The organism is Mesorhizobium sp. EU05-FHT14A09, from assembly GCF_058790995.1.
In genome coordinates this window covers 918,579-943,087 of the sequence record NZ_JBYTDF010000001.1, presented here as the reverse complement: position 1 = coordinate 943,087, position 24,509 = coordinate 918,579, and the positions used below count along the sequence as shown (strand labels likewise).

The 24,509-nt window shown below is 60.6% G+C and carries 23 protein-coding genes; 10 read left to right on the top strand and 13 right to left on the bottom strand.

All coding sequences use genetic code 11. The annotated features are described in order from the left end of the window. Window positions 1-2: 2 nt before the first annotated feature. Entirely contained in the window at window positions 3-878 is an 876-nt protein-coding gene (locus AC3WTO_RS04270; protein ID WP_492459433.1) for an RNA methyltransferase, read from the bottom strand. A 286-nt stretch (window positions 879-1,164) separates the two neighbouring features. Between AC3WTO_RS04270 and AC3WTO_RS04265 the strand changes: the two genes are divergently transcribed. Further along, window positions 1,165-2,151 carry a hypothetical protein gene (locus AC3WTO_RS04265; RefSeq protein ID WP_492459432.1) on the top strand — a complete coding sequence of 329 codons (987 nt, stop codon included), beginning with the start codon at window positions 1,165-1,167 and terminating at the stop codon, window positions 2,149-2,151. Between the two features lie 53 nt (window positions 2,152-2,204). On the opposite strand, the gene AC3WTO_RS04260 is transcribed toward AC3WTO_RS04265, so the two are convergent. After that, window positions 2,205-2,831, bottom strand: a complete 627-nt coding sequence (locus AC3WTO_RS04260) for a LysE family translocator (RefSeq protein WP_492459431.1) — start codon at window positions 2,829-2,831, stop codon at window positions 2,205-2,207. A gap of 214 nt (window positions 2,832-3,045) precedes the next feature. Between AC3WTO_RS04260 and AC3WTO_RS04255 the strand changes: the two genes are divergently transcribed. Continuing rightward, window positions 3,046-4,257, top strand: coding sequence for an NADP-dependent isocitrate dehydrogenase (locus AC3WTO_RS04255; RefSeq protein ID WP_492459430.1), 1,212 nt, complete (start codon window positions 3,046-3,048; stop codon window positions 4,255-4,257). Between the two features lie 106 nt (window positions 4,258-4,363). Here AC3WTO_RS04255 and AC3WTO_RS04250 read toward each other — a convergent pair whose 3' ends face one another. Next, window positions 4,364-5,206, bottom strand: a complete 843-nt coding sequence (locus tag AC3WTO_RS04250) for an AraC family transcriptional regulator (RefSeq protein ID WP_492459429.1) — start codon at window positions 5,204-5,206, stop codon at window positions 4,364-4,366. 127 nt (window positions 5,207-5,333) lie between these two features. Here AC3WTO_RS04250 and AC3WTO_RS04245 point away from each other — a divergent pair, with 127 nt between their 5' ends. From AC3WTO_RS04245 to AC3WTO_RS04230, 4 genes are all read left to right on the top strand, one after another. After that, a complete protein-coding gene (locus AC3WTO_RS04245; protein WP_492459428.1) occupies window positions 5,334-5,975 on the top strand; it encodes a glutathione S-transferase family protein in 642 nt (213 codons plus the stop codon). Between the two features lie 191 nt (window positions 5,976-6,166). Next, window positions 6,167-6,988: an aldo/keto reductase gene (locus tag AC3WTO_RS04240; protein WP_492459427.1), complete on the top strand. Its 822-nt coding sequence runs from the start codon at window positions 6,167-6,169 to the stop codon at window positions 6,986-6,988. Between the two features lie 118 nt (window positions 6,989-7,106). Beyond that, entirely contained in the window at window positions 7,107-7,943 is an 837-nt protein-coding gene (locus AC3WTO_RS04235; protein ID WP_492459426.1) for a ribonuclease E inhibitor RraB, read from the top strand. A gap of 207 nt (window positions 7,944-8,150) precedes the next feature. Beyond that, a complete protein-coding gene (locus tag AC3WTO_RS04230; protein ID WP_492459425.1) occupies window positions 8,151-9,134 on the top strand; it encodes a glycerophosphodiester phosphodiesterase family protein in 984 nt (327 codons plus the stop codon). 67 nt (window positions 9,135-9,201) lie between these two features. Here the strand turns inward: AC3WTO_RS04230 and alaS are convergent, their stop codons facing one another. Both alaS and recA read right to left on the bottom strand, forming a co-directional pair. Next, complete coding sequence (gene alaS / locus AC3WTO_RS04225) at window positions 9,202-11,862, bottom strand: alanine--tRNA ligase (RefSeq protein ID WP_492459424.1); 2,661 nt, start codon at window positions 11,860-11,862, stop codon at window positions 9,202-9,204. 190 nt (window positions 11,863-12,052) lie between these two features. Then, window positions 12,053-13,138, bottom strand: a complete 1,086-nt coding sequence (gene recA, locus AC3WTO_RS04220) for a recombinase RecA (protein ID WP_492459423.1) — start codon at window positions 13,136-13,138, stop codon at window positions 12,053-12,055. 263 nt (window positions 13,139-13,401) lie between these two features. Here recA and AC3WTO_RS04215 point away from each other — a divergent pair, with 263 nt between their 5' ends. The 3 genes from AC3WTO_RS04215 (at window position 13,402) to AC3WTO_RS04205 (ending at window position 15,853) form a co-directional block, all read left to right on the top strand. Then, window positions 13,402-14,346, top strand: a complete 945-nt coding sequence (locus AC3WTO_RS04215; RefSeq protein ID WP_492459422.1) for a carbohydrate kinase family protein — start codon at window positions 13,402-13,404, stop codon at window positions 14,344-14,346. A gap of 64 nt (window positions 14,347-14,410) precedes the next feature. Beyond that, entirely contained in the window at window positions 14,411-15,328 is a 918-nt protein-coding gene (locus AC3WTO_RS04210; protein WP_492459421.1) for a pseudouridine-5'-phosphate glycosidase, read from the top strand. A gap of 105 nt (window positions 15,329-15,433) precedes the next feature. Then, on the top strand, window positions 15,434-15,853 hold the full coding sequence (locus tag AC3WTO_RS04205) for a hypothetical protein (RefSeq protein ID WP_492459420.1): 420 nt from the start codon (window positions 15,434-15,436) through the stop codon (window positions 15,851-15,853). 30 nt (window positions 15,854-15,883) lie between these two features. Here the strand turns inward: AC3WTO_RS04205 and AC3WTO_RS04200 are convergent, their stop codons facing one another. Next, window positions 15,884-16,207, bottom strand: a complete 324-nt coding sequence (locus AC3WTO_RS04200) for a TfoX/Sxy family protein (protein ID WP_492459419.1) — start codon at window positions 16,205-16,207, stop codon at window positions 15,884-15,886. A 213-nt stretch (window positions 16,208-16,420) separates the two neighbouring features. Here AC3WTO_RS04200 and AC3WTO_RS04195 point away from each other — a divergent pair, with 213 nt between their 5' ends. After that, window positions 16,421-16,918 (top strand): GFA family protein, encoded by a 498-nt coding sequence (locus AC3WTO_RS04195; protein ID WP_492459418.1) that lies wholly within the window; start codon window positions 16,421-16,423, stop codon window positions 16,916-16,918. A 124-nt stretch (window positions 16,919-17,042) separates the two neighbouring features. On the opposite strand, the gene sufA is transcribed toward AC3WTO_RS04195, so the two are convergent. The 7 genes from sufA to AC3WTO_RS04160 all read right to left on the bottom strand — a co-directional run bounded on the left by sufA (window position 17,043) and on the right by AC3WTO_RS04160 (window position 24,459). Continuing rightward, window positions 17,043-17,429 (bottom strand): Fe-S cluster assembly scaffold SufA, encoded by a 387-nt coding sequence (sufA, locus tag AC3WTO_RS04190; RefSeq protein WP_492459417.1) that lies wholly within the window; start codon window positions 17,427-17,429, stop codon window positions 17,043-17,045. Window positions 17,430-17,516: 87 nt separating this feature from the next. Then, window positions 17,517-17,909, bottom strand: coding sequence for an SUF system Fe-S cluster assembly protein (locus AC3WTO_RS04185; RefSeq protein WP_492459416.1), 393 nt, complete (start codon window positions 17,907-17,909; stop codon window positions 17,517-17,519). Between the two features lie 5 nt (window positions 17,910-17,914). Continuing rightward, window positions 17,915-19,150: a cysteine desulfurase gene (locus tag AC3WTO_RS04180; protein WP_492459415.1), complete on the bottom strand. Its 1,236-nt coding sequence runs from the start codon at window positions 19,148-19,150 to the stop codon at window positions 17,915-17,917. A 108-nt stretch (window positions 19,151-19,258) separates the two neighbouring features. Then, entirely contained in the window at window positions 19,259-20,527 is a 1,269-nt protein-coding gene (gene sufD, locus AC3WTO_RS04175) for a Fe-S cluster assembly protein SufD (RefSeq protein ID WP_492459414.1), read from the bottom strand. Between the two features lie 10 nt (window positions 20,528-20,537). Then, on the bottom strand, window positions 20,538-21,293 hold the full coding sequence (gene sufC, locus AC3WTO_RS04170; protein ID WP_379072684.1) for a Fe-S cluster assembly ATPase SufC: 756 nt from the start codon (window positions 21,291-21,293) through the stop codon (window positions 20,538-20,540). A gap of 295 nt (window positions 21,294-21,588) precedes the next feature. Further along, the gene (gene sufB, locus AC3WTO_RS04165; protein ID WP_492459412.1) at window positions 21,589-23,118 is read right to left on the bottom strand and encodes a Fe-S cluster assembly protein SufB; all 1,530 of its coding nucleotides are present in this window, start codon (window positions 23,116-23,118) and stop codon (window positions 21,589-21,591) included. Between the two features lie 180 nt (window positions 23,119-23,298). Continuing rightward, window positions 23,299-24,459 carry a cysteine desulfurase family protein gene (locus AC3WTO_RS04160; protein ID WP_492459411.1) on the bottom strand — a complete coding sequence of 387 codons (1,161 nt, stop codon included), beginning with the start codon at window positions 24,457-24,459 and terminating at the stop codon, window positions 23,299-23,301. Window positions 24,460-24,509: the final 50 nt, after the last annotated feature.

Genomic DNA, 24,509 nt, shown 5'->3' with positions numbered 1-24,509 from the left:
CCTCAGTCGTTGTCCAGCCCCTTGCCACCGACAGGCGGCAGCGTGTCGGCATCGTCGCCGTCTTCGGAGGGATGCGCCGCACGATCGACCTTGGCCTTGCGTTCGGGATAGCCGGCGCCACGCGGCTCTTTCGGCGAGAAATAATCAAGCGACGCAACAACACCACGCAGCACCTTCAGCTCCGGCTCGGCGAAGCCGGCGCGGGTCAGAACGGCACGCAGATTGTCGACCATCTTGGGCTTCTTTGCGGCGGGCCGGAAATAGCCGCGTGCGTCGAGCGCCGCCTCGATATGTCCGAACAGCCCGTGCAGCTGCTCCTTGGTCGCCGGCAGCATCTCAGGGCTGGCGAAATTGGTATCGGTTTCGTTCTCCAGGCCGGACTTCATCCACTCATAGGACATCAAAAGCACCGCCTGCGCGATGTTGAGCGAAGAAAAGGCCGGATCGACCGGAAAGGTGACGATCTCGTCGGCAAGGCCGACCTCGTCATTGTAGAGCCCGAAACGCTCGCGCCCGAACAGGATGCCGGTCTTGAGGCCGTCACGCGTGCGGGCCCGCAGCGACCTGCCCGCTTCCACCGGTCCCCGCACCGGCTTGAAGCCGTCGCGCTCGCGCGCCGTGGTGGCGAAGATGAAGTTGAGATCGGCGATGGCCGAAGGCAGGTCGTCGTAAAGCTTGACCGCATCGATGACGTGGTCGGCCCGGCTGGCTGCGGCGCGTGCCTTTTCGCTTGGCCAGCCGTCGCGCGGATTGACCAGCCTCAGCTCGCTCAGGCCGAAATTCGCCATGGCACGCGCCACCATGCCGATGTTCTCGCCAAGCTGCGGCTCGACCAGGATGATGGCGGGCCCAGCCGCCTGTTCAGGGGAATTCGTCATGACAAAACGCTCATTTGCGGCACTGTCGCGACCCCTGCCACATCCGGCCGCGAAAATGAAGCTTTGGCCAATTGTGGAAACCATTCGCCTCCACGCCAAACCTGACATCCCACACCTTGCAACCGCGTGTTAAGCTCCCAATTTCCCGGTAGCAAAAATCGAAAAGACACAGATATACAGGGGTCTCACTCTCACACACCCCGATTCAATTTTAACAGATGTCTTCAGCTTACTTAAAAGGAAATCAATCATAGAAAAGACAGGCCGCCATTGAGACATCAAACCTATGAAATCGGTTTTCATAATCAATATACTGTTCATTTTTTTCTTTAACTCGATTGCTCTTTCTGATGAACTCACCGAACGTGAAACCATCCGAAAGGCTGCTCAAACCGCATTAGCCAAAGGAGACTTCGATGAGCTTGAAAATATGGCGGAGCACTTTCGTAACAGTCGCGAGCGCACCGAGAGCGGCCTATGGAAGCTGACCTTTTTCTACCAAAGTTTTTCTGGCGATCCCCTTGCGGAAAATGACAGCAGCTCTTCCTTCGAGCGCCTCGAAGCCCGCGCACAGGCATGGCTGAATACGCGACCAAAGTCGATCACGGCAGGAATAGCATATTCGATCATACTCTCAGAGCATGCCTGGTTCTTGCGAGGAGGCGGATACTACAACGACTTAACCAAAGAGCAGATCGACGGGTATTGGAAATACCATGAAAGGGCACGAGACCAGCTTCAGAAAATTAGAGGATATGCGACCAAAGATCCGGAATGGTATGCGCGAATGGTCAGATTAGCTAGTGAAGAAGGATGGCCGGATCCGGAGTTTGATCAGCTAATTGCCGAAGCATCGAAAAAAGAGCCGTATTATTATCAAACATATTTCTACGCGATCACACGGAACACTCCCAATTGGGGTGGAGACGCCTCAAAACTAAACAACTTCATACAAAAAGCTGCGATCTACACGCAGGAAGCAGATGGAAAATCCTTTATCGCGCGGGGTTACTGGGCTGCATCCGGTCATGGAAAGGACGTTGCTGACCTGTTCGATGTAAAATGGAGTGATCTCGACCGTGGCTTCCAGGATTTGGTTAAAGCGTACCCAGATCAACTCAACTTCAATGCATACGCAAGATTTGCATGCCTCGCGAAGGATAAGGAAAAATTCCTATCCGCTTACGGCAATCTCAAAGAGATAATACCCGATGCCTGGGATGACCCCAGCCAAAGCATCATCTGCGCCAAATGGGCGATCCATCCGGAATGAACCGATCGAATGCGCCGGCATAGACAAAAGACTCGGATGCAAGCGCCGTCGATTCAGCGATGCTGCAGCGCCAGGCGCACGCCCAAAGCACAATAGATGCCGCCAACGACTTTGCCCTGCCATTTCAGGATCGTCGGATTGCGGCGCAGCAGATTGCCGAGCGCCCCGGCGCTATATGCGAACACCAACGTGCTCATCAGCCCCAGCACGACGAAGATCATGCCGAGGCTGAGCAATTGGAAAGGAACCGGTCCATTCTCCGGCCGCACGAACTGCGGCAGGAAGGCCAGGAAGAACAAGGCCGTCTTGGGGTTGAGCACTTCCGCCAGGATCGCCTGGTGAAAAGCCTTGCCAGCGCTGATCGGCAAGGCGTTCGCGGCCAGTTCCGTCGGCGCCTTGGCCAGGATCGCGCGGATGCCGAGGTAGAACAGATAGCCGGCGCCGAGATATTTCACGATCGAGAACAGCATGGCCGATGCCGCGATGATGGCCGAAATGCCGACGATGGCCAGCACGGTGTGGATGAGGTCACCTGCCGCGATGCCAGCACCGGTCGCGACGCCCACCTTTGTCCCCGAACTGGTCGAGCGCGCGACGGTGAGAAGCGTCGCCGGCCCCGGAATGAAGACGAAGCCGAACACGATTGCGACATAAGAAACCAGTGTTGCCGGATCGATCATGCGTCAGCTCCCGTCTATGGTTGCCAACAGCACCACCGTTTCCGCCGAAAAGCAACGTGCTGGCGGTCGCGGAGCGTCTGCGGAGGATTGCCACCGAACGCTCAATCATCTCGTCTCAGCGTTTGCACCCCCAATCACGCTTTGATATAGGGGCCGCATCTCTTGGCCGAGCCGTGCGCGAGGCCCTTCCCGACCAGCAGCGAGGCTTCTTTCCATGGCGAAGATCAAGGTGGCTAACCCCGTCGTCGAACTCGACGGCGACGAGATGACCCGCATCATCTGGCAGTTCATCAAGGACAAGCTGATCCACCCCTATCTCGACCTCAACCTCGACTACTACGATCTCGGCATCGAGCACCGCGACGCCACCAACGACCAGGTCACCATCGACGCCGCCAACGCCATCAACAAGTACGGCGTCGGCGTGAAATGCGCCACCATCACGCCCGATGAAGCCCGCGTCGAGGAATTCAAGCTCAAGAAGATGTGGAAGAGCCCGAACGGTACCATCCGCAACATCTTGGGCGGCGTCATCTTCCGCGAACCCATCATCATGAAGAACGTGCCGCGCCTGGTGCCGGGCTGGACCAAGCCGATCATCGTCGGCCGTCACGCCTTCGGCGACCAGTACAAGGCGACCGATTTCAAGTTCCCCGGCAAGGGCAAGCTCTCGATCAAGTTCGTCGGCGACGACGGCCAGGTGATCGAGCATGACGTGTTCGACGCGCCGGGCGCCGGCGTGGCGATGGCCATGTACAACCTCGACGAATCGATCCGCGAGTTCGCGCGCGCCTCGCTGAACTACGGCCTGCTGCGCGGCTATCCGGTCTATCTCTCGACCAAGAACACCATCCTCAAGGCCTATGACGGCCGCTTCAAGGACATCTTCCAGGAAGTCTATGAGAAAGAATTCGAGGTCGCCTTCAAGGAAAAGAAGATCTGGTACGAACATCGCCTGATCGACGACATGGTCGCCTCCTCGCTGAAGTGGTCGGGCGGTTATGTCTGGGCCTGCAAGAACTACGACGGCGACGTGCAGTCGGACACCGTGGCGCAGGGCTTCGGCTCGCTCGGCCTGATGACCTCGGTGCTGATGACGCCGGATGGCAAGACGGTGGAAGCGGAAGCCGCGCACGGCACGGTCACCCGCCACTACCGCCAGCACCAGAAGGGCGAGGAAACCTCAACCAATTCGATCGCCTCGATCTTCGCCTGGACCCGCGGTCTCGCACACCGCGCCAAGCTGGACGACAATGCCGAACTGAAGCGCTTCGCCGAGACGCTGGAAAAGGTCTGCATCCAGACCGTCGAGAGCGGCTACATGACCAAGGACCTGTCGCTGCTGATCGGCCCCGACCAGCCGTGGCTGTCGACCACCGGCTTCCTCGACAAGATCGACGAGAACCTGCAGAAGGCGATGGCCTGATCCTGACAGGACGGAGAATGAAAAGCCCCGGAGCGATCCGGGGCTTTTTTGTTGGCTACACCATCGGGGCCTTCTCCCCTTGCCTGCGGGAGCAGGCCATCGCCCGTCAAACCAGCGGCAGGTTGATGTCGGTCAACAACTCGGCCGGCGATACGTCGCGCGGATTGTTGAGATATTCTTCGAACATCACGGTGTCGCGCAGCTTGCGGCCGGACAGCGGCAGCCATTCGCCATAGAGCCAGGTGTAGGCCTTGTGCATCTCGGCATAGGGTCCCTTGTGGCGCAGCACGGCGTATTCACCGCCTTCGAGCGTGCGCCGCTCCAATGGCGGTTGCACCGCTGCGTCCATCTCGACACATGCATAAGAACGCAGCTTGTCGACGGCCACGACATCGGGATCGTCGAGATAGATGCCGATCATGCGTTGCGCCGGATGACCCTGGCCACGGGCATAAAGCGTTCCGAACAGCTGCTCGAACGCCTTGCCGATGCCCATGTAGGAACCTTGATGGGAAACGCCGACCACTTCGGTCGGCTTGAGCGTGCGGATGCAGATATCAAACATCATGGAAGCCTTTCTCTGCTTGCTTTCAAAGAGTGTGTGGCTTCCCTCTTTCCGGTAGCGCGCGGGCGGCATGCCGTAGACCGCCTTGAAGATGCGGTTGAACGACTGGACATTGGGATAGCCAGATCGTTTTGCAATTTCGCTGATGCCGAGATCCGTCCCGACGATGTCGCCGGCCGCGCGATGCAACCGCAATCTCTTGACGGTTGCCGCGGCGGTTTCACCGTAGATGGCGCGATAGATCCGATGCCAGTGATAGGGTGACAGGCAGGCGATTTCAGCCAGGCCGTCCATATCCAGTTCCTCGTCGAGGTGTTCGTGGATGTGGGTCGAGACCCGTCTCAGACGGGTTTCGTAGACTGCCCATGCCGTTTCGCCATTCATGTCAGGCCTCATGCAAATCGATCGGCTGGAAACAACCATAGCCGCTTTTGACAAATCCTGCTGACTTGCAAAGCGCAGGAAGCAGCCGCCGCCGCGTGCTATGCAGCCAGACAGGGAGACCCTGATCATGAACAACAGACCAACGCTCTACGGGGCGGACTACAGCGTCTATGTGCGCATCGCGCGGCTTACCCTGGCGGAGAAGCACGTCGAATACAATCTCGTACCGGTCGACATCTTCGCCGCAGATGGACCGCCCGATTGGTATCGCGCCTTGCATCCTTTCGCGAAGATCCCGGCGTTCGAACATGACGGGCTGACGCTGTTCGAAACGACGGCGATCGCCCGCTATATCGACGAGGCTTTCGATAGCCCTGCCTTGCAGCCCGTTCTGCCACGCGAACGCGCGGTGATGAACCAGATCGTCAGCCTGCTCGACGCCTACGCCTATCGTACCCTGGTGTGGGACATCTATGTCGAGACCGTCTCCAAACCGCGCGAGGGCAAGACGCAGGACGAAACGGTCGTGTCGGCCGCATTGCCCCGTGCCGAAGCCTGCCTCGCTGCCCTCGCCGCACTGAAACCACCAGGCCCATGGCTGCTCGGCGCGCAGTTGACCCTGGCTGACCTGCATGCGGCGCCGATCTTTGCCTATTTCATGCAGGCCGGGATCGCAGCGCCGATGCTTGCCAGGCATCCCGCCCTTCTGGATTGGTGGCAGGCGATGCGGGGACGGGAAAGCTTCATGGCCTCAACGCCAACCAGCTAGCCTGACATTCGAAAGATTTTTCGCCATAAGCTTCCAAAACCGAAGCGCGGTTTCTTGCCCTCGGCTGTCAAGCGCCCCAAATAAAGCAGCGGCTGTTCTCGTCGCGAGCGTCCTTCAGCATCTGCATGCCTTTGCCCGATGTGGACGCCTTTCAATCGCTGTCCTTTCAAGACATTTCAGGAAAGAGACCCATGAGCCCGACAATCCGTTTCAACGACGGCAAGGCCATCCCGCAACTCGGTTTCGGCGTCTGGCAGGTGCCGAACGACGGCGCCAATGCCGCCGTGAGTGCTGCGATCGAAGCCGGCTACCGTTCGATCGACACCGCCGCCATCTATGGCAACGAGGAAGGCGTCGGTGACGCGCTCGCTGCCTCCGAAGTCGACGATATCTTCCTCACCACCAAACTCTGGAATTCCGCACAGGGTTACGATTCGGCGCTGAAAGCCTTCGACGCCAGCCTCAAGAAGCTGCGCCGCGACACGATCGACCTCTATCTCATCCACTGGCCGGTGCCGTCCCGCGATCGTTATGTCGACAGCTGGAAAGCGCTGATCAAGCTGCGCGAGGAAGGCCGCGTCGCTTCGATCGGCGTCTCCAACTTCCAGATCGCCCATCTCGAGCGTCTCAAGGCGGAGACCGGTGTCATCCCGGCGATCAATCAGGTGGAACTGCACCCGCGTTTCCAGCAGCAGGAGTTGCGCGCCTACCACGCCAGGGAAGGCATTGCGACCGAGGCCTGGAGCCCGCTCGGCCAAGGCACGCTGCTGCAGGACCCGGCGCTCGTGGCACTGGCGAAGAAGCATGGCAAGACAGCCGCCCAGGTGATCCTGCGCTGGCATCTCGACATCGGCAACGTCGTCATTCCGAAGTCGGTGACGCCATCGCGCATCGTCGAGAACTTCCAGGTCTTCGATTTCAAACTGGCGCCGGAAGACATCGCCGCGATCGAAAAGCTCGATGATGTGAAGGGCAAGATCGGGCCGGATCCTGATACGTTTGCGATGGGCTAGAGGCCGTGCGGAGCGCAAGGCAACCAAACCTTGCCGCATGCTGCAGCCGCCGAACGTTGACAGTCTTTCTCGGTTGGCTTCAACTTGCCGGAATTGGTTGGGAGCTTTGCAGTCACAGATGACGAGAAAGATCGCCTCTCTGCTGCTTGGCGTTCTGACGGTCTCGTCAACTCTCGTGGCTCCGGCCGACAAGGCGGTTTCCGCAAATAGCGATCGTTGGATGATCTACGAGCGGGTGGCATCTGATGGTAAACCGCTCGTGGTTGTTGCCAGGACAGGCAATGCCACTGCCGATGCTCTGCTACTCAACGGGCATGCGACCGTCGTCACTTGCCGGACCGCGAATGTAAATGACCGAGGAATGCCAAAAGGCACAGAGCGCCTTTATGCCATCGAAGACAAATTCGATGGCGAGCCGGCGTTGCTATCAGCGGGCGCACTACATATTGCGAGCGCAACGGGGCAAGGCCAGCGCCGCATATTCATTGTGCACCGTGACCCGCTCGATTTATCGCGGCTGCTTCAAGAAGCACAAGTGCCGAACTTCTCCTGCGAAGCATCGGAAGTGAGCGATCGCCAAGCATTGGTCCGTCTTGTAACACCATCGCCGCTCGAGACCCAATTGAATGGCGATAAAGACGTTATCTCTCATTTACAGAAAAAAGGGGACGATGGGCGCACGCTGAGGAAGACGGATTTCTGGTTCTACGGTCAACGCGAATCTCTGGAGACGCTTTCTGACGATCTCAAAGTCCACGGTTTTTCGGTTGACCATTGGCTAAATGATCCGGTCGGCGTCGTTCTTTCACGTAAAATGCCGGTCGATTTGCCAGCATTCCGGGAGCTGACGCCTGTTCTCGTCGATATGGCTGAGAAATCTAGGGTCGACTATGATGGCTGGGAAACAATGGTCGTTTCACAGCCCACAACCTCGACGAACAACCAGAAAGATTAGCGGTCCTTGCGAAATACGTTTCTGCGCCTTGATTTCAACTGCTTGCAATAAGGCTCACGCCGTCTTCCGGTGTGACATTGCCCTCACATCAGAATTGGCTGGAAAGCGCCTGACATGGTGAACTAGCAGTTGCCTTCAAACCGGCGCAGCTTGGTCCAGATTTCGTCCCGGTTCAGCGCATAGTCTCCCGCGAAATTCGGGGGAATCATGCGCAAGAGGACCATCGCCCTGCTCGGGGCCGTCATTGCCGCTGGCGGCATATGGGCAATGAACAGCAGCCTGCTCGCCGGCAGCACGGACCGACGGCCGATGCTGATCGCGCACCGCGGGCTCGGCCAGACCTTTTCTCCGGTCGGTATCGGCAACGACACCTGCACGGCCGAACGCATCTATCCGCCCGAACATCCCCATCTCGAAAACACCATCGAGGGGTTTCGGGCGGCGTTCGCGGCAGGCGCCGACACCGTCGAGCTCGACGTCCATCCGACCACCGATGGTGACTTTGCCGTGTTCCACGACTGGACCGTGGACTGTCGCACCGACGGCAAGGGCGTGACGCGCGAAAAGAGCCTCAAGGAACTGAAGGCGCTCGACATCGGCTACGGCTACACCGCCGATGGCGGCAAGACCTTCCCGTTCCGTGGCAAGGGCATCGGCCAGATGCCGAGCCTCGGCGAGGTGCTCGCCACATTTCCGGACAAGCGCTTCCTGATCAACATCAAGAGCGACGACATAACCGAAGGCCGGCTGCTGGCCAGGATAATCGGCGCACTGCCGCCGGAGCGGCAGAAACACATCATGGTCTATGGTGGCGGCAAGGCGATCGATGCCTACCGAACCGCCCTGCCCGATGCCGTGGTGCTGGGAACAGACCGCGTCGTTCCCTGTCTGATGCGGTATGCCGCGCTCGGTTGGAGTGGCTATGTGCCCGACGATTGCCGCAGGACGCTGTTCATGCTGCCGGCCAACTACGCGCCCTTCGCCTGGGGCTTTCCGCACCGGCTCAGCCAGCGCCTGGACGCCAACGGCTCGACGCTGGTGATCCTCGGCGACAATGACGGCTCGAGGCATTCTGCCGGCGTCGATGACATCGCGACGTTCCGGAAGCTGCCCGCCCGCTTCGACGGCGCGATCTGGACCAACCGCATCGACCGCATAGGGCCTGCGGTGACTGCCTCTAGCTCTAAATAGACGATGCCGGAATCGCTTCCGGCACCGTTGATCGTTCAAATCGCAGGTTGAAGGACAGCCTGGCCGCCTAAGCAGCCAGCACCGCCTTGACCGCGGCAATGGCCTCATCGGCCTTGGAGGCGTCCGGACCACCGGCCTGCGCCATATCGGGCCGACCGCCGCCGCCCTGCCCGCCAAGTGCTGCGGACGCCACACGCACCAGGTCGACGGCGCTGAAGCGACCGGTCAGGTCGTCGGTAACGGCGACAACGACGCTGGCCTTGCCTTCGGCTTCACCGACCAGCACGACAACGCCGGAACCCAACGCCTTCTTGCCTTCGTCGGCGAGCGGTTTCAGGTCCTTCGGCGAAACACCGCTGACCGATTTGCCGAGGAAGCCGACACCCGCCACGGTCTCGGTGGCGTTTTCGGCCGCACCGGCGGAACCACCGCCCATGGCGAGCTTCTTGCGGGCGTCGCTCAACTCGCGCTCCAGCTTCTTGCGTTCGTCGAGCAGGGTTTCCACCCGCGCAAGCACGTCGGCTGGAGAAATCTTCAGCGTCGCAGCAACCGCCTTGAGGCGGCGGTCCTGCTCGTCGAGATGGCGGCGTGCTGCCTCCCCGGTCAGCGCCTCGATACGGCGAACGCCGGCTGCAACCGGGCTGTCGGAAACGATGCGAACCAGGCCGATATCGCCGGTGGCCTTGACATGGGTACCGCCGCAAAGTTCGATCGAATATGGCCGGTTGGCCTTCTCGCCATGCAGTGCCGTGCCCATCGAGACGACACGCACCTCGTCGCCATACTTTTCGCCGAACAGCGCCATGGCGCCCTCGGCGCGCGCATCATCCACCGACATCAGCCGGGTCGTCACCGGACTGTTCTGGACGACGATCTCGTTGGTCATGCGCTCGACCTCTTCCAGCTCTTCCGCTGAGATCGGCTTGTTATGCGAGATGTCGAAGCGCAACCGCTCCGGCGCCACCAGCGAACCCTTCTGGGCGACATGGGTGCCCAGGACCTCGCGCAGCGCCTCATGGATGAGGTGCGTGGCGGAGTGGTTGGAGCGCAGGCGCGTCCGGCGCGCATGATCGACCTCGAGTTCGACGGCAGCGCCTGTCTTCAGCGCGCCCCTGGTCACCTTGCCCTGATGCACGAAAAGACCATCGGCCTTCTTCAGCGTATCGGTGACGTCGATGCGGAAGCCTTCACCGGTGATGGTTCCGGTGTCGCCCATCTGGCCGCCGGACTCGCCATAGAACGGCGTCTGGTTGACGATGATCGCGACACTGTCGCCTTCCTTTGTATCATCGACGACCTTGCCGTCGCGCAGGATGGCCGTGACGATGCCTTCGGCCTTTTCGGTTTCGTAGCCGAGGAATTCGGTCGCGCCGGTCTTGTCGCGCACCGAGAACCACACGGTCTCGGTCGCCGCTTCGCCTGAACCCGCCCAGCTCGCACGCGCTTCCGCCTTCTGCCGTTCCATCGCGTCGGTGAAACCAGCGAGGTCGACCGAGATGCTGCGCTGACGCAGCGCGTCCTGCGTCAGGTCCAGCGGGAAACCATAGGTGTCGTAGAGCTTGAAGGCGGTCTCGCCGTCCAGCATGTCGCCGGCGCCGAGTTTGCCTGTGGCATCTTCGAGCAGGCCAAGGCCGCGCACCAGCGTCTTGCGGAAGCGTGTTTCCTCGAGCTTCAGCGTTTCGGTGAGCAGTGCTTCGCCGCGCACCAGTTCGGGATAGGCCTGGCCCATTTCGCGCACCAGCGCCGGCACCAGCTTCCACATCAAAGGCTCGTTGGCGCCGAGCAACTGCGCATGGCGCATGGCGCGGCGCATGATGCGGCGCAGCACATAGCCACGCCCCTCATTGGAGGGCAGCACGCCATCGGCCACCAGGAAGGACGACGAACGCAGATGGTCGGCGATCACACGATAGGAAGCGACGTTTTCGGTGTTCGGCCCCTGCCCGAGCGCGGACGAAGCCGCATCGATCAGATGACGGAACAGATCGGTCTCGAAAACCGTCTCCACCCCTTGCAGGATGGAAGCCATACGCTCCAGGCCCATGCCGGTATCGATCGACGGCCGCGGCAGGTCGATGCGCTCTTCCTTGGTGACCTGCTCATACTGCATGAAGACCAGGTTCCAGAACTCCAGGAAGCGGTCGCCATCCTCTTCCGGGCTGCCGGGAGGGCCGCCCCAGATGTGCTCGCCACGATCGATGAAGATCTCCGAACATGGACCGCACGGACCGGTATCGCCCATCGCCCAGAAATTGTCCGATGTCGCGATGCGGATGATGCGGTCATCCGAAAAACCGGCAATCTTCTTCCAGTAGCCGGCCGCCTCTTCGTCGGTGTGATAGACGGTGACGAGCAGCTTGTCCTTGTTCAGCCCGAAATCCTTGGTGATCAGGTTCCAGGCGAGCTCGATCGCGCGTTCCTTGAAATAATCGCCGAACGAAAAATTGCCGAGCATCTCGAAGAAGGTGAGATGGCGGGCGGTGTAGCCGACATTGTCGAGGTCGTTGTGCTTGCCGCCGGCACGCACGCTCTTCTGCGCGGTGGCGGCGCGCGAGTAAGGCCGCTTCTCGAGGCCCGTGAAGACGTTCTTGAACTGCACCATGCCGGCGTTGGTGAACATCAATGTCGGGTCGTTGCGCGGCACCAACGGGCTGGAGGCGACGATCTCGTGCCCTTCCTTGCGGAAATAGTCGAGAAAGGTCGACCGGATATCGTTCACGCCACTCATCGAAACTGCCTTTATGGTGAAGCCGCCGGCCGGGCCGGCGGAAATGGACTAGGCCTTTTAGCGGCAGCCTTCCAGCCTGTCCAGAAACAGGAAAAGCCGCGCAACCGCCAGGCTATCGCCCGAAATGCAAACCGCCGGCACAAGGCCGGCGGTCAAACAATGTCACCAGGCAACAGGGCAGACCGCGCCCCTAGCCTTCTGCAGCGTCGAGATCGTTGTCGCTGTCGCCGCCGTTGTCGAGGAACTTCTCCGCGATCAGCCCCGAATTCTGCCGCAGCGCCAGCTCGACCTCCCGGGCAAGATCCGGATTGTCACGCAGGAATTGCTTGGCGTTTTCGCGGCCCTGGCCCAGACGCTGGGAGTTGTAGGAGAACCATGCTCCCGATTTCTCGACAATGCCGGCCTTGACGCCGAGGTCGATCAATTCACCGGTCTTGGACACGCCTTCGCCATACATGATGTCGAATTCAACGACCTTGAAGGGCGGAGCCAGCTTGTTTTTAACGACCTTGACGCGGGTCTGGTTGCCGACGACCTCGTCCCGATCCTTGATCGAGCCGATGCGGCGAATGTCGATGCGCACCGAGGCGTAGAACTTCAGCGCGTTACCGCCGGTGGTCGTCTCGGGCGAACCGAACATGACGCCGATCTTCATGCGGATCTGGTTGATGAAGATGACCATGGTGTTGGAGCGCGAGATCGAAGCCGTGAGCTTGCGCAGCGCCTGGCTCATCAGGCGAGCCTGCAGGCCCGGCAGCGAATCGCCCATTTCGCCCTCGATTTCAGCGCGCGGGGTAAGGGCTGCGACCGAATCGACGACCAGCACGTCGATGGCACCGGAGCGCACCAGCGTGTCGCAGATCTCCAGCGCCTGCTCACCGGTATCCGGCTGCGAGATCAGAAGATTTTCCAGATCGACACCCAGCTTGCGGGCATAGACCGGGTCGAGCGCATGTTCGGCATCGACGAAAGCGCAGATGCCGCCCTTCTTCTGTGCTTCCGCCACCGTGTGCAGCGCCAGCGTGGTCTTGCCCGAGCTTTCCGGTCCGTAAATTTCAATGATGCGGCCGCGCGGCAGGCCGCCGACGCCGAGCGCAATGTCGAGTCCCAGCGAGCCTGTCGGCACCGTGGCGATCTCGACCACCTGCTCGTTGGCACCGAGCCGCATGATCGAGCCCTTGCCGAATGCCCGTTCGATCTGCGACAGCGCAGCGTCGAGCGCTTTTGTTTTGTCCACCGAATTGTCCTCTACAAGCCTCAAGCTATTCTGAGCCATGATACATCACCCCTTGGTCGTCAATGAAGGCCGGACAGTCCGGGATCCCTTGGGATTATGTACTCTTTTTGTTCCGTTTTGGCAAGGCGCATCAACGTTTTGAAAAATATAGTAAATCCGTATTTGTTCTTTTTTTGTTTTACCCACGGCACCCGAAAAGCATTCTGGCGCACGGACATCACATTGACGCGACAAGGCGGTCGCCGATTCGGCACGACCGCACCAACCGACCATAACATGACCAATCGCGGCGCGGTGCCTGCATGAGTCCGATGCCAAGACTATTCGCCATTGGTGGCGCGCATATCGACCGGCGCGGTCAGGTCAGCGGCTCCTATATACCGGCAGCGTCCAACCCCGGCTCAATGCGCGAGGATGTCGGTGGTGGTGTCTTCAATGCATTGCGCACAGTGGTGCGGCGCGGCATCTCCGCTTCCCTGATGTCGGTCCGCGGCGGCGACACAGCGGGCGAGACAGTTGCACGCACGATCGCCCAGGCGGGTATCAAGGACCTTTCGGTCACTTTCCTCGACCGTGCCACGCCGAGCTACACCGCGATCCTCGACAGTGAGGGCGAGCTCGTGGTGGGGTTTGCCGACATGGGGCTCTACGACCTCGCTTTTGCGAAGCAGCTGCGTCGCGCCAACATCCGCGCTGCAATCGAGGTGGCGGAGGCGATCCTGTGCGATGCGAACCTGCCGACTGCGGCGCTCGAAAGGTTGATGGCGCAGGCCGGAGACCGACCGATCTTCGTCATCGCCATCTCGCCGGCCAAGGTGGTGCGGCTCACATCGCTGTTCGAGCGGCCGGCCCTGGTCTTCATGAACCGCCGCGAGGCAGCGGCACTGACCGGCCTGTCACGCGAAGCGCCAGAGAAAGAGCTGGTGGCAGGTCTGAGGGGGATCGGCATGCGTGGCGGCGTGGTGACGGCGGGAGACCGCCCCGCGCTCGGCTTCGACAAGGACGGCGCCTTTTCGATTACCCCGCCCCCGCCGAAGGCGGTCATCGATGTGACCGGCGCGGGCGACGCGCTGGCCGGTGCCACCACCGCGGCCCTGCTGCGCGGCCTGCCGTTGCGCCTCGCCTTGCGCGAAGGCGTTGCCGCCGCGGGGCTCGCCATCGAAAGCCCGCTCGCCGTGCCTGACTTCACCCAGGCATCCTTTGCCGCAGCCCTGGCCCTTGTGCCCGACGCGCAGGAAGTGGCATGAGGGCGGCATATCCCCCTGTTGAACGGCTGTTCGCCAACTGCGTGACGCCGACCGGAGACTTCTCATGATCCTCGAAACCGCCCGCCCCTATATCGATATCCATGGCCCCGTGGCCGAGGCGCTGAAGGCTGGGCGGCCGGTGGTGGCACTGGAATCGACCATCATCACCCACGGCATGCCCTACCCAGACAATGGCGCGATGGCGGCCAATGTCGAAAAGATCATTTCGGATGAAGGGGCGGTGCCTGCGACGATCGCTGTCGTCAATGGCCGCATCAAGATCGGGCTGTCCGACGGAGAAAGGGAATCGCTCGCCATGACCGGTGACGCGATGAAGCTGTCACGCGCCGACTTCGCCTTCGCCGTCGCGGAAGGACGCACCGGCGGCACGACCGTGGCCGCGACGATGATCGCGGCGCATATGGCCGGCATCAAGGTGTTCGCCACCGGCGGTATCGGCGGCGTGCACAAGGGGGCGGAAAAGAGCTTCGACATCTCTGCCGATCTCGATGAGCTGGCACGCACGCCGGTCATCGTGGTATCGGCAGGCGCCAAGGCCATCCTCGACATCGAAAAGACGCTGGAAGTTCTGGAAACGCGTGGCGTGCCGGTGATCGGCCATGGCTGCGAAACCATGCCGGCCTTCTGGTCGCGGCAATCGCCGTTCCGCGCGCCGCTGACGCTGGATGCGCCCGAAAAGATCGCCAGGCTGTTCAAGACCCGCCAGGCGCTGGGCATTGATGGTGGCTTGCTGGTAGCCAATCCGGTGCCTGTTGCCGACGAGATCCCCGCCGCCGAGATGGCCGGCTATATCGAGGCCGCGCAGAAGGCAGCGGAAGCGCAGAACGTGACCGGCAAATCGGTGACGCCATTCCTGCTCGGCAAGATCCTTGAGATCACCAACGGCCGCAGCCTGAAGACCAACATCGCGCTGGTGGAAAACAATGCCCGCGTCGCGGCACAGGTCGCCAAGGCGCTTTGATCACTGCGCTGTAGAAAAGGCAGCCGCGTCCTAGGCCGCGTCTTCCCTATGCCACGCAACTGTGTTCACGATGCTTCCGGCGGGTGACATAGGGACGAGGACAGAATGCTGATCAAGAAAAAACTGACCGTCGCGGCTTTGTGCGCCGCGGCGCTGTTCACGGGTGTGGCGAGCAGTCAGGCCGCGACCAAATGTACGGCCTATGAGCAGCAGGTGGCCAGGCAGATCAAGGAAGGCAAGGCGTTCCTGAAACAGGAAAGCTTCAAGAAGTGGATCGACGACGGCCTGCAGAGCAAGGCTCCCTACAACAAGAAACCCTATACCGCTTACAGCAAATGGTACGCCCGGTTCGACAAGCTGGGTTCGATGGGAGCGGAAACAGAAAACGTGAAATTCCTTGAAAACCACGGCTTTACGGCATCAGCCGCGTATTCCGTATTTCAAGGCTATGCCCTCAACGGCAAGCTGACATCCGACGTCGACATCGATTTCGAAAAGAAAATGAACGCGTTTTCCTGCAGCTGATTTCAGCGGCATCCCTGCAGTCTGGCCTGTTCACTTTCCGGAGCGCAGGCCAGCCTGATAGGACTTTCTCGCCCAGCCTGCCATTTCATCCGGATCGTCAGCCGCACCGTCCGGCAAGGTCCAATACGGCATCGCCACCTGCTTGCCATGGCGCGAGCCAACATAGGTCCATTGCGTGCAGCCCGCAGCGTCGAATTCCTGGCCGAGCTCGGCATCGCCCTTCAGCATCAGCTCGCCACGCAGTTCGATAGCCACGATGACACCGTCGAAATAAATGCCCTTGCCGCCGAACAACCGGCGGATGCTGACTGGGCCCAGGCCGGCGAAAAGGTCGGAAATCGCATCATTGTCCATGGCTTGATCCTGTCACGAACCTCAGAGCAATTCCAGGAAAAGTGTCTAACGGTTTTCCGTACGGAATTGCGTCAAAACAAAGAGTTAGAGCGTTTCCGCGTTTCCGTTAGAAACGGAAACGCTCGAGTGAATGTCACGGCGCAACCAAAGCTCTCCTGACAGGTTTTGCAGAGAGAACGTGTAAGGTTCAGGCCAAAAATAGAGGAAACAATCATGCCCTTGCTTCTTCAAGGTTCCTGCCGTTGTGGCTCAGTGCGCTTCGAGGTCGAAAGCCACACACCGGCGCCTTATCAGCTCTGCTATTGCTCGATCTGCCGCAAGCAACAAGGCGGCGGCGGATACGCAATCAACCTGGGCGCCGTCTCCGTCAGCCTGCAGATAACCGGCAAGGAGAACCTCGGTGTCTACCGCGCCGAGATCCAGGACGACGAACGCCCTGTGTGCGAGACATCCACGGGCGAACGCAATTTCTGCAGGAACTGCGGCTCGGCATTATGGCTCTACGATCCTACCTGGCCGGAACTGGTGCATCCGTTCGCATCGGCTGTCGATACCGACCTGCCCGAGCCGCTTGAGCGTACGCACCTGATGTTGAAATACAAGAGCAGCTGGGTGGAGCCTGACATTCGCGACGGCGACAAGGTCTTCGATCTCTACCCTGAAGAATCGATCGCCGACTGGCATCGCAGGACAGGCATGTGGGTGGAGTGAGTTCTCTTCTCCCGTTTACGGGAAGAAAGAAGCGATCAGCCTTCGCTCGAGAAAATCCTCAAGTGCCTACCCGTTGAGGCGGAAAAATGCGCGTTCCGCCCGCTGCACTACGACGCGGAAAATCTCAGGCGACGCTTTGGGCGCGAGCCTCGGCCAGTGCCTTGAGATCCGCGGGCTTCAACTCCACGGATTCGCCGCAGCCGCAGGCCGATGACTGGTTCGGGTTGCGGAAGGTGAAACCGGTGCGCAGCGTGGTGCGCTCGAAATCCATCTCGGTTCCGAACAGGAACAATGCCGCTTCGGGCGCGACATAGACATGCGCGCCGTCACGCTCGACATGGTCGTCCTTGGCGTTCGGCTCGGTCACCAGGTCGACCGTATACTCCATGCCGGCGCAGCCGCCCTTCTTGATGCCCAGGCGAATGCCATGCGCATTCTCGCGCGTGGCCATGATCTCGCGCACGCGCTCGGCGGCCCTGTCGGTCATTGAGATGACGGCGAAGCGTCCCATGTCATTCTCCAGTTTCACGCGGGTTCAAGGCCCACGGAACGAGTCTATCTATAAGATGGTGAAGTTTTCGCAGCCGTGCAAGACGGCCTAATACCACCCCACCGCGACCTGAGCCTCTTCCGACATGCGGTCCGGCGTCCATGGCGGGTCGAACACCATCTTGACCTCGACGCCGGAAACACCTTCCACGGTGCCAACGGCGTTTTCGACCCAGCCAGGCATTTCGCCAGCCACCGGACAGCCAGGCGCCGTCAGCGTCATGTCGATCTTGACCGTGCGGTCGTCCTCGATGTCGATCTTGTAGACCAGCCCAAGTTCATAGATGTCGGCCGGAATCTCAGGATCGTAGACCGTCTTCAGCGCCGAAACGATGTCGTCGGTGATACGCGCCAGCTCGTCGGCGGGAATGGCCGAGACGGGTGCAGCGTCAGCCGAAGCCGTCTGCGGTGTCTCCGTTTCAGTGATCGCGGCGTCTTCCATGGCTCTTACCCGAAGAATTTCCGTGCTTTTTCCAGCGCCTCGACCAGCGCGTCAACCTCGGCGCGGGTGTTGTACATGCCGAAGGATGCCCTGCATGTGGAGGTCACGCCGAAGCGTTTCAACAGTGGCTGCGCACAATGCGTGCCTGCACGCACGGCAACGCCTTGCCGATCGATGACCATCGAAACATCATGGGCGTGGATGCCCTTGAGTTCGAAGGAGATGATGGCGCCCTTGTCGGGCGCGTCGCCGAAAATGCGCAGCGAGTTGATCGACCGCAGCCGCTCATGCGCATAGGCCTTCAGGTCGGCCTCATGCGCGGCTATGCGTTCACGGCCGATCTTTTCCATGTATTCTAGCGCAGCCCCAAGACCGATCGCCTGCACGATCGGCGGCGTGCCGGCTTCGAAGCGATGCGGTGGATCGTTGTAGGTGACGACATCCTCCGTCACCTCCACGATCATTTCGCCACCGCCCATGAAGGGCCGCATGGCCTCAAGCCTCTCCTTCTTGCCGTAGAGCACGCCGATGCCGGATGGGCCATAAACCTTGTGACCGGTGAAGACGAAGAAGTCACAATCGAGGTCCTGCACGTCGATCGGCATGTGCACGGCGCTCTGGCTGCCGTCGACAAGGACCGGAATGCCGCGCTGGTGCGCGATCCGGCAGATCTCCTTGATCGGCGTCACTGTGCCCAGAGCATTCGACATCTGGGTGATGGCGACGAGCCTGGTGCGGTCAGTGAGCCGCTTCTCGAATTCCTCGATATGGAATGCCCCGAAATCGTCCACCGGCACCCAGACAAGCTTGGCGCCCTGGCGCTCGCGGATGAAATGCCATGGCACGATGTTGGAATGGTGCTCCATGATCGAGAGCACGATCTCATCACCCTCGCCTATATTCGGCATGCCCCAGCCATAAGCCACCGTGTTGATGGCTGCCGTGGTGTTGGAGGTGAAGATGATGTTGTCGGTGCTTGGCGCATTCAGGAAGCGCCGCACAGTTTCGCGTGCCTTTTCATAGGCATCGGTGGCGGCGTTCGACAGGAAATGCAGGCCGCGATGGACATTGGCATATTCCTGCGAATAGGCGTGCTGGATGGTGTCCAGCACCGCCTGCGGCTTCTGCGCAGAGGCGCCGTTGTCGAGATAGACAAGCGGCTTGCCATAGACCTCGCGCGACAGGATCGGGAAATCGCGGCGGATCGCCTCGACGTCGTAGGGGGCGGTGGTGTTCAGCACGTGGTCCATTTCCTACCCACAGCGGATGGTGGGCAGTCAGCAGTCGGTGGTGTTCGGGAGTAGCGGTGTTCCTTCCGCCACTCCCTGTTCACTATTCGCTACTCACTGCTACCCATGCGTCGCGAACCATTCGTCGAGCTTGGCTTCCAGCGTCTCGACGATCTGCTCGTCTTCCAGTTCCTCGATCACTTCCGCGACAAAGGCTTTCACCAGCAGGCCACGCGCACTCTTTTCGTCGATGCCGCGCGCCATCAGGTAAAAAAGATGGCCGTGATCGATCTCTGTGACGGTGGCGCCGTGACCGCACTGGACGTCGTCAGCGAAGATTTCCAGCTCCGGCTTGGTCGAGAACTCGCCATCGTCCGACAGCAGCAAGGTGTTGCAGGCCATCTTGGCGTCGGTCTTCTGCGCGTATTGGTGCACGTTGATGCGGCCCTGGAAGACGCCACGCGCCTTGCCAGTGACGACATTGCGGATCACTTCCGTCGATGTCGTGTGCGGCACGGCATGGTCGAGCACCATGGTCACGTCGGTGTGCGTGTCGCCGGCAAGCAGGTTGACGCCGCGCAGCTTGAAATCCGCGCCTTCGCCCGTGGTTGCCACGACGACCTCCTGGCGCACCAGCTTGCCGCCAGCGTTCAGGAAGAACAAAGTGAGCTTGGCGTCCTTGCCGATCGACGCCTTGAACTGGGCAAGATGTGAAGCGGTTTCCGGCTGCTCCTGCACGATCAGCCAGGTTGCTTCGGCGCCCTCCTCCAGCGTCAGCTGGCTGACGGACGAGGTAAGCGCAGCCCCCTCGCCGGTCTGGCGCTCGACGATGACCGCCTTGGCGCCCTTGCCGATATGGACCGGCAACCGCACGTGGCTCTGGCCACCGGCCTGCACGTTCTGGAGTTCGATCGGCTTTTCCAGTTCGACCTCATCGGCGATTTCAACAAACACGCCATCGGCAACGAAAGCGGTGTTCAGCGCGCCGATGGTATCATCCGCACCATAAAGATCGAGCGCCGGCGCGAAGCTGCCGTCGATCAGTTTGTCCGACAGGCGAGCGAACGAAACGCCTTCGACCGTCGGGAACTTGGATGCCGATGCGCCATTCAGCACCGAAACCACGGTCGAACCTTCGATGACCGGCGCGATAGCCTTGGCCTTTGCCGATGCATCGAAAGCCGGCACGGCCGGCAGCAAGGTGCGCAGGTTGGTGTAATGCCAGCTTTCGACGCGCTTCGTCGGCAGGCCGGACTTCAGCGCCTCGATGGCATTGTCACGGCGAACCATGACCTCGCCATCGCCCGGCAGCAGCGACTGCCGCTCGCCGAAGGCGTCGATCAACGCGGTCTCGGCCTGGGTCAGCTGTGGTTGAACATGTGCATTCATGACAGCTCCCTCACGCAGCCTCGCCGATCACGCCGGCATAACCGTTAGCCTCCAGGTCGAGCGCCAGCGACTTGTCGCCCGACTTTATGACCTGGCCCTTGTAGAGCACGTGCACGCTGTCCGGAACGATATGATCGAGCAAGCGCTGGTAGTGGGTGATGACGATGATCGCCCGGTCGGGTGAGCGCAGCGCATTCACACCGTCGGAGACGATCTTCAAGGCATCGATGTCGAGGCCGGAATCAGTCTCGTCGAGCACGCACAGCTTCGGCGCGAGCAGCTTCATCTGCAGGATCTCGGCACGCTTCTTCTCACCACCGGAGAAGCCGACATTGAGCGGGCGCTTCAGCATGGCGATGTCCATGTCGAGCGAGGCGGCGGCCTCCTTCACCAGCTTTAGGAATTCCGGCACCTTCAGCGGCTCTTCGCCACGCGCCTTGCGCTGCGCGTTCATCGCCACCTTGAGGAATTCCATCGTCGCTACGCCCGGTATTTCCATCGGATACTGGAACGCCAGGAAGATGCCGGCGGCAGCGCGCTCGGCCGGATCCATCTCCAGGATCGATTCACCGTTGTAGAGGATGTCGCCTTCGGTGACCTCGTAGTCCTCACGGCCGGCGAGGATATAGGACAGCGTCGACTTGCCGGAGCCGTTCGGGCCCATGATGGCGGCGACTTCGCCCTTGTTCACCGTAAGGTTCAGGCCGCGGATGATCTCGGTGCCGTCATCGGCGATGCGGGCATGCAGGTTCTTGATCTCAAGCATCTTCTTACCTTCAAAATTCTGTTTCTTCACCGCGCATCATCGCGGTCAGTCACTCTCGAGAGGTCGGACACGAACCTGAAAAACGGCGGCATCACAAACAACCCGAGAAAAAAACAACCAGCAGCAGTTCCGGCTACATAACCGCCCAGTGCCTTGAGTTCTGACCATCCACCGATGGCACCAATCAATACCAGGACGGCTCCGCCTATTGCCGCCGTGAGGAGCAAGCCCAAAACACCGATCATTGCCCACTGTATCGCGTCGGCAATTCGATGGATTCTGGGGCTCGCGCTCACTACCCCACACTTCCCTCCAGGGAGATACCGATGAGTTTCTGCGCCTCGACGGCGAACTCCATCGGCAGCTCCTGGATGACATCCTTGACGAAGCCGTTGACGATCAGCGCAATGGCTTCCTCTTCGGGAATGCCGCGCTGCATGACGTAGAACTTCTGGTCCTCGGAAATCTTCGACGTCGTTGCCTCATGCTCGAACTTGGCGGTCGAGTTCTTGGCTTCCATGTAGGGAACCGTGTGTGCGCCGCACTGGTCGCCGATAAGCAGCGAGTCACAGTTGGTGAAGTTGCGCGCGTTGGTTGCCTTGCGATGAGCCGAGACCTGGCCGCGATAGGTGTTCTGGCTGAAGCCGGCAGCGATGCCTTTGGAGATGATCCGGCTCCTGGTGTTCTTGCCGAGATGGATCATCTTGGTGCCGCTATCGATCTGCTGATAGCCGTTCGACACCGCGATCGAATAGAAGTTACCCTGGCTCTCGTCGCCGCGCAGGATGCAGGACGGGTACTTCCAGGTGATCGCCGAACCGGTCTCGACCTGCGTCCACGAGATCTTCGAACGGTGGCCGCGGCAGTCGCCACGCTTGGTGACGAAATTGTAGATGCCGCCCTTGCCCTGTGCGTCGCCGGGATACCAGTTCTGCACGGTCGAATATTTGATCTCGGCATCATCCAGCGCGACCAGCTCGACGACTGCGGCGTGAAGCTGGTTCTCGTCGCGCTGCGGTGCGGTGCAGCCTTCCAGATAGGAGACGTATGCTCCTTCTTCCGCGATGATCAGCGTACGCTCGAACTGGCCGGTGTTCTTCTCGTTGATGCGGAAATAGGTCGAGAGTTCCATCGGACAGCGAACGCCCTTCGGCACGAAGACGAAGGAGCCGTCTGTGAAGACCGCGGAATTCAGCGTGGCATAGAAATTGTCCGAGGTCGGCACGACCGAGCCCAGATATTTCTTCACCAGCTCCGGATGCTCACGGATGGCTTCCGAGATCGAGCAGAAGATGACGCCGGCCTTGGCTAGCTCTTCCTTGAAGGTGGTCACGACCGAAACCGAGTCGAAGACGGCATCGACCGCGACACGGCCGGACTTGTAGACGTTGTCGCTTGCATCCTCGTCCGACAGGCCATCGACCGGTGCCTTTTCCTTCTGCACGCCGGCGAGGATTTCCTGCTCCTTCAGCGGAATGCCGAGCTTCTCATAAACCTTGAGCAGCTCCGGATCGACCTCGTCCAGCGACTTCGGACCGGACTGGTTCTTCGGTGCCGCGTAGTAGTGGAGGTCCTGGAAGTCGATCTTGGGATATTCGACACGCGCCCAGGTCGGCTCTTCCAGCGTCAGCCAGCGGCGATACGCTTCCAGACGCCATTCCAGCATCCACTCCGGCTCATTCTTCTTTTCGGAAATGAAACGGATGATGTCTTCCGAAAGGCCCTTGGGGGCCTTGTCGGTTTCGATCGTCGTCTCAAAGCCATATTTATATTGGTCGACGTCGATCTTTCGGACTCGATCGATCGTCTCCTGCACGGCAGGCATAAGCGTTCTCCATCCATGCCGAGGTCAAGGCCCGGCCGTTTTCAAACTATGGCACCGCCGGCCCGATACGGGCCGTGCTTGGCGGCGTAAGTTCCATATAGTGCGCTCCGGCCAAGAAAACACCCGGCCAATTGGAACACACGGCTCTACCAGGCCGAAGCCTGAATTCTCTCCGCCTTTTCAGGCGGCTTTTTCCCGTGCGGCGCGGCGAGCGGCAATGCCGGCCAGCGCCTTGCGAAACCGTTCGACGTCCTCGGCGGTCGTTGCGGCGCCAATCGAGACGCGCAGCGCTCCACCCTCCTCGCCATGCCCCATCGCTTTCAGCACGTGGCTGGGGCCAACCTTACCGGATGAACAGGCGGAGCCTGCCGACAAAGCGACGCCTGCAAGATCGAAAGCGATCTGCACCGTCTCGGCCTTGGCGCCCGGAATAGCGAAGAACGTCGTATTGGCAAGGCGTTCCACGCGCTTTCCGAAAATTTCGGCATCGGACACCAATTCGCTCACGATGGCCTCGATGGTATCGCGACGCTGCCGGACGCCCTCGATATCGGCCAGCCCAGCCAGCGCTTCGCGCGCAGCTGCGCCGAAACCGGCAATCCCGGCGAGGTTCTCCGTACCGCCGCGATGACCTTTCTCCTGGCCACCGCCGGGAACCAGCGAAATCGGCATCATTAGATCAGACGCCGCAACGATGGCACCAATGCCCTTGGGTCCGCCAAGCTTGTGCGAAGAAAGAATCAAATAATCCGCGTAAGGCGCTGACATATCGAGCGGAACGCGGCCTGCCGCCTGCACTGCATCCACCACCAGGACACCTCCCGCCGCTTTCACAACGGTGGCGACCTCAGCGACCGGCTGGATGACACCGGTCTCATTGTTGGCAGCATGGATCGCAACCAGAGGCAGTCCATCGGCCTTGTCGTGGCCGGCAAGCGCCAACGTCAAAGCTTCAAGGTCGATGAGGCCATCGCGCGTCACGCCGATGCGCGTGACCTTCTCCTGGGTGAAACGGCCACCGTTCAGCACGCAGGGATGCTCGGCTGCGGAAACGTAAAGGCACGCCATGCGCAGAGCAGCACGCCCCATACGCCAGTCCGGAGAAAGAAGCGTCGCTGCCGCCTCGGTCGCACCGGAGGTAAAGATTACATGATCCGGCTTGGCATTGACGAGTGCTGCCACATCGCGGCGCGCATCTTCGATCAGGCGCCGCGCAGCGCGACCTTCGGCATGCACTGAGGAGGGATTTGCCGCATCCAGCGCAACGACCACCGCCGCGCGCGCCGCTGGAAGCAGCGGTGCACTGGCATTATAGTCGAGATAGGCGCGAGGCTCGGCCATTTTACCCGGTGTTTTCCCTTCAAAACCCGCTCTCGCGACGAGAAGCGTTA